The organism is Acrocarpospora catenulata (assembly GCF_018476525.1).
Taxonomy (GTDB): domain Bacteria; phylum Actinomycetota; class Actinomycetes; order Streptosporangiales; family Streptosporangiaceae; genus Acrocarpospora; species Acrocarpospora catenulata.
Genome location: NZ_JAHCST010000005.1, coordinates 1 through 14,339, shown reverse-complemented (window position 1 = coordinate 14,339; position 14,339 = coordinate 1). Strand labels below are relative to the sequence as shown.

Annotated in this window: 11 protein-coding genes; 3 read left to right on the top strand and 8 right to left on the bottom strand. The window is 69.1% G+C overall.

Going from position 1 to position 14,339, the window contains the following annotated elements; all coding sequences use genetic code 11:
• Positions 1–44: 44 nt before the first annotated feature.
• The gene (locus KIP79_RS06635) at positions 45–407 is read right to left on the bottom strand and encodes a winged helix-turn-helix transcriptional regulator (RefSeq protein WP_214103783.1); all 363 of its coding nucleotides are present in this window, start codon (positions 405–407) and stop codon (positions 45–47) included.
• Positions 408–469: 62 nt separating this feature from the next.
• On the opposite strand from KIP79_RS06635, the gene KIP79_RS06630 reads away from it, so the two are divergent.
• From KIP79_RS06630 to KIP79_RS06620, 3 genes are read left to right on the top strand one after another with little or no spacing between them, the layout of a single operon-like run.
• Complete coding sequence (locus KIP79_RS06630) at positions 470–1,135, top strand: NAD(P)-dependent oxidoreductase (RefSeq protein WP_214103782.1); 666 nt, start codon at positions 470–472, stop codon at positions 1,133–1,135.
• Between the two features lie 53 nt (positions 1,136–1,188).
• A complete protein-coding gene (locus KIP79_RS06625; RefSeq protein ID WP_214103781.1) occupies positions 1,189–2,751 on the top strand; it encodes an SDR family oxidoreductase in 1,563 nt (520 codons plus the stop codon).
• Between the two features lie 25 nt (positions 2,752–2,776).
• On the top strand, positions 2,777–3,550 hold the full coding sequence (locus tag KIP79_RS06620; RefSeq protein ID WP_214103780.1) for a class I SAM-dependent methyltransferase: 774 nt from the start codon (positions 2,777–2,779) through the stop codon (positions 3,548–3,550).
• On the opposite strand, the gene KIP79_RS06615 is transcribed toward KIP79_RS06620, so the two are convergent.
• The 7 genes from KIP79_RS06615 to KIP79_RS06585 all read right to left on the bottom strand — a co-directional run bounded on the left by KIP79_RS06615 (position 3,547) and on the right by KIP79_RS06585 (position 13,526).
• The gene (locus KIP79_RS06615; protein ID WP_214103779.1) at positions 3,547–5,871 is read right to left on the bottom strand and encodes a polysaccharide lyase 8 family protein; all 2,325 of its coding nucleotides are present in this window, start codon (positions 5,869–5,871) and stop codon (positions 3,547–3,549) included. The genes KIP79_RS06620 and KIP79_RS06615 overlap by 4 nt on opposite strands.
• A gap of 21 nt (positions 5,872–5,892) precedes the next feature.
• Positions 5,893–6,804: a DUF3618 domain-containing protein gene (locus KIP79_RS06610; RefSeq protein ID WP_214103778.1), complete on the bottom strand. Its 912-nt coding sequence runs from the start codon at positions 6,802–6,804 to the stop codon at positions 5,893–5,895.
• Positions 6,797–7,216: a phage holin family protein gene (locus KIP79_RS06605; protein ID WP_308169603.1), complete on the bottom strand. Its 420-nt coding sequence runs from the start codon at positions 7,214–7,216 to the stop codon at positions 6,797–6,799. Before KIP79_RS06605 ends, KIP79_RS06610 begins: the two co-directional genes overlap by 8 nt.
• Positions 7,217–7,999: 783 nt before the next feature.
• Positions 8,000–9,109, bottom strand: coding sequence for a methyltransferase (locus tag KIP79_RS06600; protein WP_214103777.1), 1,110 nt, complete (start codon positions 9,107–9,109; stop codon positions 8,000–8,002).
• A 539-nt stretch (positions 9,110–9,648) separates the two neighbouring features.
• Positions 9,649–11,121, bottom strand: a complete 1,473-nt coding sequence (locus KIP79_RS06595) for a tyrosine-type recombinase/integrase (RefSeq protein WP_214103776.1) — start codon at positions 11,119–11,121, stop codon at positions 9,649–9,651.
• A 14-nt stretch (positions 11,122–11,135) separates the two neighbouring features.
• A complete protein-coding gene (locus tag KIP79_RS06590) occupies positions 11,136–11,330 on the bottom strand; it encodes a helix-turn-helix transcriptional regulator (protein WP_214103775.1) in 195 nt (64 codons plus the stop codon).
• A 408-nt stretch (positions 11,331–11,738) separates the two neighbouring features.
• Positions 11,739–13,526, bottom strand: coding sequence for a replication initiator (locus KIP79_RS06585; RefSeq protein WP_308169601.1), 1,788 nt, complete (start codon positions 13,524–13,526; stop codon positions 11,739–11,741).
• Positions 13,527–14,339 lie beyond the last annotated feature (813 nt).

Below are 14,339 nucleotides of genomic sequence, written 5' to 3'. Positions count from 1 at the left end.
CGCCTGATTCCCGATCCGCCCACCTCGCGAGTGGGCGGATCGGGCTACACCTGGTGGCTCTCCCGGGCGGCGAGGATCGCGGGCAGGTACTGATCGCTCCACTCGCGGACCGCGTCGATCAGCACCAGCAGGCTCCGGCCCAGCTCGGTGAGCTCGTACTCGACCCGGGGCGGGTTCTCGTCATAGGCGGTACGGGTGACCAGGCCGTCGCGGCACATCGTCCGCAGGGTCTGCGAAAGCACTTTGGGGGTGATCGCGCGCAGCGGCACCCGGAGTTCGGTGAAACGGCGGGGACCGCCGGCCAGGCAGAGCACGATCATGCCCGTCCACTTGTCACCGATCTGGAAGGGCAACGCGCTGGACGGGCACATCGGGTGGAACATGTCGGGATCCAGCGGCTCGGCCATGGCCCGCAAGTCTAGGCCGGTATCGTTGAGGTAACCAGTATCCCGTGGATACCGTCCTGGTCATGAGCGTGATCACAGTGTTCGGAGCAGGCGGGCGAGCCGGTCGTGCGGTAGTCGCCGAGGCGGTGGCACGAGGGCACCGGGTGGTGGCGGCGGTACGCGACCCGACCCGCCACCAGGATCTGGCCGCGGATCGGGTCACCTTACGCCAGGCCGACGTGACGGACGGGTCCGCCGTGGCCGGCGCCCTCCACGGCGCCGACGCCGCCGTCCACGCGGTGTCCCCGTTCTCCGGCCCCGAACAGGGCTTCGCCACTCTGGACCCCGATTTCTTCGTCAAGGCGGCCGACGTCCTGCTGACCGGGCTCACGGCGGCAGGCGGCCGCAGACTCGTGGTCATCGGCCTGTTCGCGACCCTGCCCACCCGATCGGGCGGCCTGGTCATGGACGACCCCGCCGTATTCCCGCCGGAAATCCGCCCCTTCGCCCAGGCCCACCTGGACGGCCTGACCCACCTGCGAGCGGCGGACACCTCGATCGACTGGCTGATGCTGACCCCACCGGCCGGGCTGTCGCCCGCCCTTCCGCGTACGGGCAAGTACCGGATCGGGGCGGAAGAATATCTGGACGAGGGCACCCTTTCCTACGCGGATCTGGCCGTCGCGGTCGTGGACGAGATCGAGCGACCGGCCCACCGTCGCGTCCGGCTCCCCGTCTACGGGCAGTAGTCGCCGAGGGGCTGGATGTAACGGGATAAATCCGGCATGGGAAGCTGGTGGGCATGGCGAACGTGCTGGTGACGGGGGCCACCGGGTACGTGGGTGGTCGGTTGGTGCCCGAGTTGATCGCGGCGGGACATGACGTTACGTGTGTGGTGCGGCGGCCGGAGCGGCTGCGGGACTACCCGTGGGTACGGCAGGTGCGGGTACGGGCGGGGGACGTCACCGACGCCGAGGCGATGCGGCGGGCGCTGAGCGGGGCAAAGGTGGCCTACTACCTGGTGCACTCGATGGGCGGCGGGCGACGGTTCGCGGAGCGGGATCGATGGGCGGCCATGGCGTTCGCCGAGGCGGCGGACGCGGTGGGCGTGGGCAGGATCGTCTACCTCGGGGGGCTGACGCGGTCGCGGGAGAAGCTGTCGGCGCACATGGCCTCGCGGGGTGAGGTCGGGGACATCTTCCTGCGGGCGAGGACGCCGGCGGTGGTGCTGCGGGCGGCGATGATCATCGGCTCTGGATCGGCGTCGTTCGAGATGTTGCGGTACCTGACCGAGCGGCTGCCGGTGATGACGACGCCGAAGTGGGTGAGCAGCCCGACGCAGCCGATCGCGATCCGGGACACGTTGCGGTACCTGGTGGGCTGGGCGTCGGTCCCGGGCACGGTGAACCGGGCGTTCGACATCGGCGGTCCCGACGTGCTCACCTATGGCGAGATGATGCGGCGGTACGCGGCGGCGGCCGGGCTGCCGCAACGGGTGATCATTCCGGTGCCCGTGCTCACGCCCTGGCTGTCCAGCCAGTGGGTGGGTCTCGTCACGCCGGTGCCCGCGAACATCGCCCGTCCGCTGGTGGAGTCCCTGCGGCACGAGGCCGTATGCACAGAACACGACATTTCCCAATACGTTCCGGACCCTCCGGACGGGTTGATCGACTTCGACGAGGCGGTACGGCTGGCGCTGCGGCGCGTCAAGCAGGCGGACGTGGCCACCCGCTGGTCCTCGGCCTCGACACCCGGGGCGCCCAGCGACCCCCTGCCGACCGACCCCGCCTGGGCGGGCGGCAGCCTGTACACCGACGAGCGCACCCGCGAGGTGGCCGCCCCGCCCGGCGCGGTCTGGCGGGTGATCACCGGGATCGGCGGCGCGAACGGGTGGTACTCGCTGCCGACCGCCTGGCGGATCCGCGGACTCATCGACCGCCTGATGGGCGGGGTGGGCCTGCGGCGGGGGCGCCGGGATCCGGACCGCCTCCGGGTGGGCGACACCGTCGACTTCTGGCGAGTGGAGGAGATCCAGCCGGGACGGCTGCTCCGGCTCCGGGCCGAAATGCGCCTCCCTGGCCTGGCCTGGCTCGAACTCTCGGCGGAACCAGGCCGCGAACCGGGCAGGACGGTCTACCGCCAGCGGGCGCTGTTCCACCCGCACGGCCTGCTCGGCCACCTCTACTGGCTCAGCATCGCCCCGTTCCACCGCCTGATCTTCGGCCGCATGCCCGGCAACATCGCCCGAGCCGCCCAAGCCCGGTCGGCACGCACGACCGGAACACACGTCACCCGAGCCAACCGGGAAGCCCCATCGGCACCAGATCGAACCGGACAACCGTCGGGCACCGCGCCCCAGCCCTGATCCACTCCGCGCCTAGGCTGGGGCCATGCGGAACTCGATCACCGGCCTGGCAGGCGACTTCGACTACGAGACACACGGGCGCGGATACGCCGTACAACGCAGAACCGACCCCCGGATCGCCGCGCTGGTGCACGCGGCGCTCGGGAACGGACGCACTCTGATCAACGTCGGGGCGGGCGCCGGATCATACGAACCCGAGGACCGGTACGTCGTCGCGGTCGAACCGTCCGAGGTCATGCGCGCCCAGCGCCCCCCGCACCGGGTTCCCGCGATCCGCGGCACCGCCGAGGACCTGCCGTTCGACGACGGCGCCTTCGACGCGGCCCTGGCCTCGGTCACCGTGCACCAGTGGTCCGACGCCGACAAGGGCCTGCGCGAGCTGCGCCGGGTCACCCGCGGCCCGGTCGTCGTCCTCACCTTCGACGGAACCGCCCTCGACCTGCTCTGGCTGGCCGAGTACGCGCCCGAACTGATCGCCGCGGAACGCCGCCGCTACCCCGACATCGCCTGGATCGCCGAACGGATCGGCCCGAACTCCCACGTCGAGCCGGTCCCCATCCCCATCGACTGCGTGGACGGCTTCACCGAGGCGTACTACGCCCGCCCGGAACGCTTCCTCGACGAGACGGTACGCCGCTCCCAGTCCGCCTGGGGCTTCGTCGACCCCGAAGCCGAGGCCCGCGCGGTCGAACGCCTCCGCACCGACCTGGAGACCGGCGCCTGGGACACCCGCTTCGGCCATCTCCGCGAGCAGCCGGAGTTCATCGGCTCCCTGCGCCTCGTGGTCGGCCTCCCCTAGACCACGCCGGTCTGGACGGTGACGGTGATCGAGGCGCCGGCGTGGGTGTCGAGATCCCGGAAGGTGAGGGTGAGGTCCGGGCCGGTGGTGTGGGCGGCGAGCAGCGGGTGGCCATGGATGAGGCCGCTCACCGGCCGGCGCCAGGTGACGGTGAGCGTCGTCAGGTCGCGGCGGGGATCGGCGACGGTGAGGGCGGCCGTGCCCGTTCCGGACTGGCGGAGGAGGACGGCGCACGGGGCGGAGGCGGTGAGGTCGCCGACGGTGCCCGCGAGCCAGAAGTTGGCGGCGGTCAGCGCCAGGGACGGAACGTGGACGGCCTGCTGGGCGGAGGTGTTGGCGAGGATCCGAGCCCAGGCGGGAAGGGCGGCGCGGGCCCGGGTCTCGGCCTGGGTGGCGCCCGGCATGAGCAGGTACGCGTATCCGGCGGACGCCGGATTTGTGCCGTGGTCGAGCCAGAAGGTGGCGTAACCGCGGGTGACCCTGGTCGTCGCGGAGGTGCGCCGGTCGTGGCGCGTATGCAGACGGGTGCCGCCGCGGAGTTGGTGCACGGTCTGGCCGGTTCGCAGCGCAGGGGCCGGGGGGTCGGCCTCCGTACCGGGCAGGAAGACGTAGCCGCCGTGACCGGCGAGGTGGGCCCAGCCTTCGGCGGCGTTCACGACGGGCGGGGTGGTGGTGCGGCGGTTGTCGACGATGGTCTCGACGGGGACGTCGTCGGCGGCGGTGATGCCGGCGCCCAGGCAGAGCACGGCGTCGTCCAGGAAGAACCAGGACTTGAAGGCCTCCAGGGTGCTTTCGAAGCCGTTGAGGTGCTGGCCGACGCCGGCGTAGACGCCGTCGGTGGCCCCGCCGACCCAGCGCGCGGGCGGGCAGGTGTCCCCCCAGCCGGGACCGGCGCCGTCGGGCAGCGGGCGGGTGGAGACGGTGGTGCCGGGCAGCCGGTACGGGTCGACGGTGTGCCAGAACGAGTCGGAGTACTGGTCGGCGTGGCCGCCGGCCCACCAGTAGAGCATGCCGGAGCCGGTGTGCCAGCCGCGCAGGTTCTCGCCGTTGCCGTGCTCGTAGTGGCCGACCCGGTCGGAGGCCATGCTGAGGGCGGCACACCAGCCGGGGCGGCGGTGCACGGCCCTGGCACTCATCGGCATCAGGTGGTGGCCGGTGGGCTCGGTGGCGGCGGGGATGGCGGGGTCGTTCAGGACCCTGGACAGGCGGGCGTGGAAGGCCAGGTCGGTGCGTTCGGCCTTGGCCAGCATGGGCTTGTTGCGGTGCGCCCAGCCCTTGACCACGGCCTGCCAGCGGGCTCGTTCCGGGGCGGATTCGGCGAGCAGCAGGATCGAGGCGGCGATCTCGCGGCCGGCCTTGTGGTCGCCGAAGGGGTCCCTGCTGATTCCCCGGCCGCGGACGAGGTCCATGCAGACGCCGTCGTGGATGAACGGCGTGAAGGACCTCTCGACCAGGTCGTGGATGGTGTTGTCGGTTGTCGCCCAGGGGGTGCCGCGCAGCACGGCGAAGAGGGTGGCCAGACCGGCGAGCAGGGTGGCACCGTAGGCGCCCTGGTAGGGGATGGTCGAATGCTGGATGAAGGAGCCGTCCCGGTAGAAGCCATCGCCTTCCTCGACGTACCGGAACACCGGCGCGAGGGCGGACACCGCCAGATCCGCCTTCTCCGGGTCGGCGCGCAGGATGGCGCGCAGCAGCATGACCAGGCAGAGGTCGACCCGGTTGGCGGCGGTGCTGTTGCCGCCGTAACGGCCCAGGAGAGATTCCGGGACGTAATGGTCCACGGAGTCGCGCAGGTCACGGCTCTGCTGCTCGGTGACGTGCCCGCCCACGAGCAGCGCGGCGTCCAGCAGCGAGCGGGGCACGCCGATCTGCCAGTGCCACCAGTTGCCGGAGGCGTCACCCCCTGCCGGGTAGACCGTACGCCGGTAGTGATCGATCCCCTGCGCGACGGCCGCCCCCAACCGGGAGTCACCGGTCACCCCCGTGCCGGGCAGCACGTACGCCTGGGCCATCGTCCGCAACCGCTGCGGCGTCCCCATGAAGGAAGGGAACGGCAGATCCGCCCAGAGCCCCCCGGCTGCGAACGCCATGGTCTCCCGGAACCGCCCGGCCGCCGCTCCCAGCCGGCCCAGCCTGGTCCGGTACGGCTCCACCCGCGGGTCGAACACCGCCCCGGCGGACACCTCACGCCACTGACGCCGTAACGCGATGAACGACCGATCCGGGGTGTGCGCCGCCCGGGCGGGCACCAGCGCCCCCGCCAGCCCGGCCACGGCAGCCGCACCCACCTGGAGAAGCAACCGCCGGGAAGGACCACCCACGTCACAATTATGTGACGCGGGTTACTTCATCCGGCCCATTGACTTCATGTCGCCCGAACGGGAACGGCTCATGACCTGTCGGATTCGGGCGGGTGTGCGGCCGGTGAGCTTGCCCAGCATGCCGGTGGGCTGCTGGACGGGCCTCCTGCGGCGGAGCATGGCGGTCAGGCCTTGGCGGGTCGGGGCGGTGGGCATGGCGTTCGCCATGGTCTGCCGCAGGGCCGAGCCGGTGCGGGTGCGGCGGCTCAGGCGGCGGGCGGTGATTCTGCCCCGCCGGAGCGCCCCGGCCGCGCGGCCATACTCGATCGAGCGCGACGGACGGCGGCGGAACATGGCGGGGAGGCCACGCGGCATGGCGGTGGCGGCCGTGCTCATGCGGCGGTGCTGGATCATGCGGCCGGCGGTCAGGCCGGTGATGACGGCGGCCACCGCGAACAGGACCGCGGGGTGGCGTCTGACGCCGCCCGCCATCCCCTGGGCGCGGGATCTGACCTGGGCTTTCACGTTGGTTTTCGCGGCCAGGGCGGCCACGGTCTGGCCGAGTTCCTCGCGGGTTCTGCGGAGGTCCTCCTCCAGGGCTGCCCGGTCGGGCGACTGTCGGGTGTGTGGAATCACGTCGTTGACCACCTGAGCGTCGTCGGGATGGGCGTGCGAACGAGTGTGGGAACGAGCGAGGCGCTGGTGCATCTCGGAGGGCGCGCTGGTCCGCTGTTCCGGCACGGTGCGGCCGGTGGCAGTGAAGATCAGCTCCGGATCGGCGGTGGACGGCCCAGCCGTCTCGGGACGGCCCTCGGCCTGCGGGTTGACGTTCGGGATGTTGAGCGAACCCATCGTGGTGACCGGGAGCATCTGCCCCACCACCGCGCGGCGCGCCCCCACTTGCCCGGCGGTGACCGGGGTGGCGGGTACGTCGGGATCGCTGTCGTCAGTCATGGTGGTTCCTCCCCTGCGCGACGCCGGCCTTCACGGCGTCGATGTCGGCCCGGATGCTCCGCATCGTGGCCGCGGGCGTGGGCGGACCGGTCTGGGTGACGTGGAACCTGCCGACCGCGGCGAGCAGCCCGGCCAGCACCAGCAGCGCCACGCCGACGATGAGCGCGGCCGCCCAGGCGGGCAGCACCAAGGCGATCGCGAGCACCACGCAGGCGATCAGGGTGGCCGCCCCGAAGAAGGCCATCAGACCGGCTCCACCGAACATGGCGGCGCCCTTTTTCGCGTGCTGGCCCTTGTGGGTGAGTTCGGTCTTGGCGAGACGCACTTCGTTCTTGACGAGCCGGGATACCTGGTCGGAGACCTGCTGGACCAGTTCCGGCATCGAGAGAGATTCCTTCAGGTTGCCTGACACGTTCCCTCCTTCGTCCTACCGTTTCGCCTACCCGCGCTTTCCGCGAGAAACCTCGGCACACGCTGGTGGACGGCAAAGGTTCGGTGTGCGACTCGCCAGGTGGGCGCAAGTCATCCGTGCGAAGGGCGGTGGGGCGCGGAAATACGCTGAGCAGGGCGGATGTCGGTCCGGTAAATCAACTTTCAGGTTCCGGAGGGGCGAATTCGCAGAACCGGAGAATCATTTACCCAACACCTGGCTAATGCGGGGTGTAATGGTTATTTCAACGAGGGTCCCGCGAGTTCCGCCGCGTCGGTAGCTTAGCGTTCCCAAGGTTATCCGCGAGACACCGTGAACTTGGCACGTCGAAAACGTTCATTGTTGGCTGTGAGCGCACTCGGTGCACGCCCACCCCGATACCAACCACTGACCAGGCGAGGCGGTCCACCGAACCGACAGGACGCTCACCGCCTCACGGCACTCACCACCAGACGACGCTCACCGCCTGACGACGCTCACCGCCTGACGACGCTCACCGCCTGACGACGCTCACCGTCAGATGGCACTCACCTCCCGATGGCACTCACCGCTTGACGGCTCGCACCGCCTGACGACGCTCACCGTCAGACGGCACTCACCTCCCGGTGGCACTCACCTCCCGATGGCACTCACCGCTTGACGGCTCGCACCGTCAGACCGCTCGCACCGTCAGACCGCTCGCACCGTCAGACCGCTCGCACCGTCAGACCGCTCGCACCGTCAGACCGCTCGCACCGTCAGACGACGTTCGCCTCTCGACGACACTCACCGTTTGACGGCGCGGAGCACGACGAACTTGGGGTCGCTCGCGACGACCTGGCAGTTGCCGAACAGGCGGCGGAGTTTGGCGTGGTAGCCGAGGTGGCGGTTGCCGACCACCCAGAGTTCGCCGCCTTTCCTGAGGGCGCGGCGGGAGCCGGTGAACATACGCCAGGCGGTGGCGTCGCTGGTCGCGCGGTGGCTGTGGAACGGCGGGTTGTTGAGCACCACATCCACACTCTCAGGCGACATTTCCGACATGCCATCAGCGACGTGGAACTCGGCCTTGCCGGTGATATTCGCTTCGAAGGTCGCACGGGCGGAGGCCACCGCCGGGTACGACTCGTCCACGAAGATCAGTTCGGCATCGGGGTCGATCAACGCGGCGGCCAACCCGACCACACCGTTCCCGCACCCAAGGTCCACCACCCGCAACGGCCCACGCAACTCCGGCAGATGCTTCAGAAAGAACCGAGTCCCGATATCCAGCCGCTCAGCACAGAACACCCCGGCGTAATCGCACACCACCCGACCGGAAACCGGCCCGGCATCCGCGTCCAATGTGTACGTCTTCGGCCACGGGCTGGGCTCGCGGGGCAAATCCGGATCAGGCGTACAGAAGATGAGCCGAGCCTTCCGCTCGGCCAGCGAGGTCCTGGTCGGCCCAAGCACCCGCTCAAACAACCGCAACGTCGAGGTGTGAATCTCGGTCACCATCCCGGCCCCGACCACGACGGTCCCCGCGTGCACAGCCGGAGCCAGCCTGCACAACTGATCCTCCAGCAGCGCCAGACTCTTCGGCACCCGAACCAGCAGCACATCTACCCGCTCCGGCGGCGGATCCAAGCTAGACAGCAGCCGAACTCCCCCGACCCCGTTCCGCTCCAGATTCGCTTCCGTGGCCCGCTGACTCAGCAACGAATCAGTGATCTGGACCGGCTGATACTCGGCCAACGCGGTCGCAAGCGCCCCCCATCGATCGCCGACCACAACCACGGTCCCACCGACCGACTCCAGGTGACGCAACAGGTAGGCATCGGCGGCATCCCACGCTCGGAGACCGTCCCGCGTGGCACCGTCCCCGCGCACAAGATCAAACTCTTCCGGGCTTCGCATGACCCGCCCAGGCTAGCGGGTCCAGCCCAGGCAAAAACAAGCGGAATGACCTGGCCGCAGGCGGGAGCGGGTGGCCGGAAGGAGACCCGAAGGTCCCGGGGCCGGGAGCCAGAGCCCAGAGCCGGGAGCCAGAGCCCAGAGCTGAGGGCCAGAGCCCAGATCCGGAGGCCGGAAGGCGGAGGCCGGAGGGGCGGAGGCCGGAGGGGCGGAGGCCGGAGGGGCGGAGGACCCCGGGAGGCGGAGCCGGGAGCCGAAGGGGCGGAGCCGGGAGCCGAAGGGGCGGAGCCGGGAGCCGAAGGGGCGGAACTGGGGGCCAGAGCCCAGAGCCGGGAGCCAGAGCCCAGAGCCGGGAGTCGGAAGTCGGAGTGGAGCCCCGCGAACATTAACGGGTGGGTGGAGTTCCCCGGCAACCAATCCTTCGTATGCCGGAGCGGCAGGCAACCCTCCCGGCGGAGCCGGGCCCGGACCCAGAGGGTCAGGAGGGTGGGTGGTGGAGGTAAGCCATCGGGGGATATAGGCCCTGACCTGCGGCTATGTCTCTACGCAGCGGCCGGAAGGGGCGTTTGGCCCGTGTGTGGCCCGTCGTTTACGGGCTCGTTTGCGCTGGTCACAGAGCCGAGCGCAGCGGCATCAAAGGCCGCCTCAATCTTAGCGTTCACGGCGTCCTCATCGGACTCGATCCAGTGCGCGTACACCGCGAACAGGACCTTGACCGTGTGCCCCATGCGCTTGGCGACTTCCAGCGGGTTGACGCCCGCCGACAGTTGCATGGTGGCGTTGGTGTGCCGCAAGTCGTACGGGCGTCGCGCGACCTGGGAGGCGTGCTCAGCAGCGGGGAAGGCCGCCTTACGAGCCTGCCGCCAGATCTGGCCGTAGACGCCCTTGTCGATCCGGGCACGGTCGGTGCCGTCCCAGAACAGCCGCCCGTCATCCGCCGTGCCGTGCGTGGTGATGTGCTCGCGCAGGATCGCCACGAGCGCCGGAGGGATGGGCACGATCCGGACCGCCTTACGGCCCCGATGCTTGAGCCCTCGCTGTTCGTGGCTTTCCCCGGTTCCGGTCCACAGCTCACCGACGTCGGGCGAGGACCCGCACAGGGTGAGCCGCCCCCATCCGGTCTTGGGCAGGTGGCAGTCAGCCTCACGCAGGGCGATCACTTCGGCCGGACGGCACCCCGCGTAGTACATGACCGCGAAGAAGGCCCGCAGACGCGGACCCCGCTCACGGGCCAGCGGACCCTTAAGCGACTGGCAGGCATCCAGCAGCCGCGCCACCTGGTCACCGCTGGGGATGATCACGGGGGAGATCTCGTCATCACTGATCTGCCGTTTCTTGCTCTTGATCGCCGGAAGGGGATTGGTGTGGACCAGCTTCTTGGACACCGCCAGCTCGAAGGCCCGGTGCAGGGCGGCCCGCCGATGCCGGACCACGGCCGGAGAGGCAGGCTTGCCGTTCTGGAGTCGGGCGATGCCGTCCAGCAGCGCGCGTAAGACCGTGTCGTCGGCCAGGCAGGAGACCGGCCGCGTGTAGGTCGCCAGCCAGGCCAGCGCCGTCGTGATCGAGTCCGGCACCGGTTCGCGGTTGACCCTGCCGGGAACGAACGCCCAGTTCATCAGCGCCGCTCTCAGATCCTTGTCACACGGCCGGTTACGCCGCGCCTTGAGAGAGGTCTCCAACATCAACATCGTGATGTCGGTCAGGTCCCGGGCGATGCCCCGCCGCGTGTTGGCGGAGGCTTCATCCCAGCCCCGGGCCGCCAGCTCGACGACGTGATCGAACCACAGCGCTTGAGCACGCCCCCAGGAGACCGGTTCGCCCGTCGCAGGGTCCCACTCTTCCCCGATGACCCTGGCCGCAGCGGTGAGTTTGGCCTGATGACCCTGCGCCAGGGCTTTGGTCAGGAATGACCGGCTGTGCTCTCGCTCGTTGACGACCCACCGCAGTTCCCAGGGCTTCCTACGGCCTTCACGCTTGCGAATCTTCCAGAACTGAATGTCGAGCGTGTTTCCCATGTGCCGTCCCCTTTCTAGTCGAGTTCCTGTTCTGCTAACCATTTTACCCATTCTTTGCGGGAAATACGCCTATCCCCGTTGGGAATTCTGATCGATTTCGGGCCTTTCCCGATCGCGAGCCACCTATAGAAAGTGGATCTAGGAACCCGCAGGATACGGCAGCAATCAGCCACCGTCAGAAAATCATCGTCCAACTCACTACGCGCCATTCTGACCCCCTTTCATAAATGCGCCCACGGGCCAGCTACGGGCCAGCCACGGGCCACCGGGAATAACTGCCGAATTCACCGGCACCGCCATTACCGCGAAAGGGATCCAACCTGGGCACCGCGTACAGTGACCCCGCCAGCCCGACCGCCGACGCTGGCACACGCCCCCCTGCAACCCCCCGTAACCGGACCGTGACGCCGGTTGCGGACTCCCGGACCCGCCCGCCCGCCCAAGGACCAGAACGAAGAGGAGCCTTCGGCACGCTCTGTCGAAGGCGACGCTTACCCGCTCCACCCACGCGCCGACCCGCAACCCTGCCACCGACCGGCCGCCCGTCCGGGCAGGGGTACCCAGCGCACGCATCGGAGCCCAAGTTCGCCGGTACGGCCCTTTCCCGCTCTGACCACTCACGGCGACCCCTCCACCGCCGCCGCTTGATGCCGTTCGGTCTCCGCCCGTCTTCGGATGCGTTCGGCAACCAACCGCAACAGCCGCACCGCCACCGGCTCCAACGCCGGATCAGACGCGCTCACCCGCCGCCACACATACCGGCCCGGCTCCCGCTCCTCCTGATCCGGATCCAGGCCCAGCGCCGCCAGCGCCCATGCCCTGCGGTCGGCCTTGTGCCCCTTCAAGGTCTTGCCCGACCACTTGCGCGACACCAGCACCCGCCGACCGCCATAACCCAAGTGGTCGGGCTTGTGCGCCTTCTTCCGGCACCAGCCCGGACGCAACCCCGCCTTGCCGTTCTTGGGCTGCACCCCGTACCGCAACCAGTTCGCACACTCGGGTGAACAGGGTTCCCACCGGACCGCATCCACCAGCCGCGCCACATGATCCGCGTTCGCCGATCCGGGCGGAGCGTCCCAGCCCTCACCCAGCGACTTCGACAGGTACTTGGACAGGTACTTGATCCGCTGGTCGGCATCCAGGGTCCCGCCTAGCACGCCCTGCATGTCGAGCTGAGTACCGAACCTCAGTACATGCAGCGGTTCGGCCCCGGGGCTTTCCGCCACCCGGTCCAGCGCCTCATCCCAGGTGGGCAACACCTCACCCGTTGAAGGATCCACATACCCCGCCCCGTCCCGCCAGACCGGAACGCGCTCCCCCTCGAACCGCACCACATCCACCGCAGGCCACCACACCTGGTGATAAGTGGCCGCCACCACCCGCCGCAACTCAGCACGCGGCAAAGTGCCCCGGATCGCCATGTGCAGGTGTGGCGCACGGCGTTTCTGGGGTTCGACGACCGCGAAGTACTGGACATCGAACCCCGCCACACGGCGAAGGTTCTGCACGAACCGATCCACCAGCTTGGAGAAGTGCAACGCATCCCGAGCCGCCGCCGCATAGTCGTACCGCTCCGGATCAACCGGAACCCCGTCCTTCACCTTGCCGTAGGACGGCAGCGTGAGCGTGAGGAACATCGACGGCCGGAACGCCCGCCCGTTCCGCCCCTCAAAGGTCCGCCCTAGCGTGGAGTCCCGCACCTCACGCCGAGGCAGGTCCGGCACATCCTGACGCCGCCGCGTGCTCCGAACCCGACGCGCAGCCCCGTCAGCCGACCCGTCAGCCGACCCGTCAGCCGACCCCTCACCGGCCGACTCATCACCCGCATCCCGCCGCACAGGTTGCGCCGCCGCGATCTCCCCATCCAGTTCGGCAATCGCCGCATCCAGATCCGCCGTGTCCTCACCGGCCGCCGCCGCATCATCACGCCAGCCCACCGCCTGAACCCGCAGCTCACCCAGATACCGCCGATACTCCCCAGCAGACATGAAGTCCCCCGAGACCGGCTCTTCCTCCAGGTGCCAGCCTTCCCGGCATTGAGCCCGCCGCAGATCCCGCACCCGCTTGGCGCACGGCGGACACCAGCTCTCCCGCCACGACCCGCACGGCAGGTCAACGATCTCCGTCCGCCCCGTCACCACATCCTGACGACGCATCGGCACCGGCCGCACACACACCCCATGCTCGACCGCCAGCCGTTCGGCAACCGCCGGATCAACCACGGTCGGCATGAACACCACCGACGCATCCGGGCGGGCCGAGACCACGCCCACGACTTCCTGTCCAGGTAACTCGCGCAGCACAACAACTCTCCTGATGGCTGAAAAGGCTTTGATGACCAGCAGGCGAATCCGGCCGAAACCCGAGCGCGCACGCCAGCACGCACGCCCGGACCACGACACCACCCAGGGGAGAGTGAGTGAGAGTAGGAACCGCCAGCAGAAACCGCTGAAAATGAATCCCGGCTGATAAGCCGGGCTAGGAAGGGCTAACAGCCGCGCCTATGCGGCATTACCCGAGAACGCGCGTCCGCGCAGGCAGACCGGCAGCGGGACGCCACAGCGCATCACTCCTCATGTCGGCTGGATTGTTTCCAATGAAACGAATGACGGTCAGGAATAGTTCCCTGTCCACATGCGGAAACAAGGATTATTGACTTCATCTGACTGTCATTGTTTTTGACGCTGGAAACATCCGCTCCGATACCCAAAGCGATACTCAGAACCGCGCTATACCTACTCAAGACGTAACCGGGGGCTCCAACGGATCGGACTCATAACCAACCGGCATAACCAAAGCCCAGCCAGCACCCCGACACCCCAGCACCCAATTGCCGAACACGGAAGGGGAAGGACAGGAGGGCAAGGGAAGGCGAGGGAGAGCGAGGAAGCCGGGGCGAACCCTACGCGGCCCGACCAGCCGGGCAGGAGCGCACGCTACGGACCGGACATGGCTCCGGGGCTCCGCCCCTAAGACACCAAACAACGCCCGGACCTCGCAGTGCACCCCTGCCTACGACCGTTCGGGGGAACACTCCGGGCACCGCAACCCCGGCAACTTGACCGGTCTCCTGATAGCTGGTCGGGCGATCTGCCGAATTGTTCTTATATGAGTCAAGGTGCGCCGTGCGGCGCACCGGTTCGCGAGGAGGTGAAAGACCTTCTCCCCCAAACTGTCGCAGCAGGGCGGGGAAGCTGAGGGCAGCCTGAACCGGGTGG

Excerpts from the sequence above, each read along its gene's own strand:
- KIP79_RS06635 (WP_214103783.1), bottom strand. The coding sequence starts at position 407 with ATGGCCGAGCCGCTGGATCCCGACATGTTCCACCCGATGTGCCCGTCC.
- KIP79_RS06630 (WP_214103782.1), top strand. The coding sequence starts at position 470 with ATGAGCGTGATCACAGTGTTCGGAGCAGGCGGGCGAGCCGGTCGTGCG.
- KIP79_RS06625 (WP_214103781.1), top strand. The coding sequence starts at position 1,189 with ATGGCGAACGTGCTGGTGACGGGGGCCACCGGGTACGTGGGTGGTCGG.
- KIP79_RS06620 (WP_214103780.1), top strand. The coding sequence starts at position 2,777 with ATGCGGAACTCGATCACCGGCCTGGCAGGCGACTTCGACTACGAGACA.
- KIP79_RS06610 (WP_214103778.1), bottom strand. The coding sequence starts at position 6,804 with ATGACTGACGACAGCGATCCCGACGTACCCGCCACCCCGGTCACCGCC.
- KIP79_RS06600 (WP_214103777.1), bottom strand. The coding sequence starts at position 9,109 with ATGCGAAGCCCGGAAGAGTTTGATCTTGTGCGCGGGGACGGTGCCACG.
- KIP79_RS06595 (WP_214103776.1), bottom strand. The coding sequence starts at position 11,121 with ATGGGAAACACGCTCGACATTCAGTTCTGGAAGATTCGCAAGCGTGAA.
- KIP79_RS06590 (WP_214103775.1), bottom strand. The coding sequence starts at position 11,330 with ATGGCGCGTAGTGAGTTGGACGATGATTTTCTGACGGTGGCTGATTGC.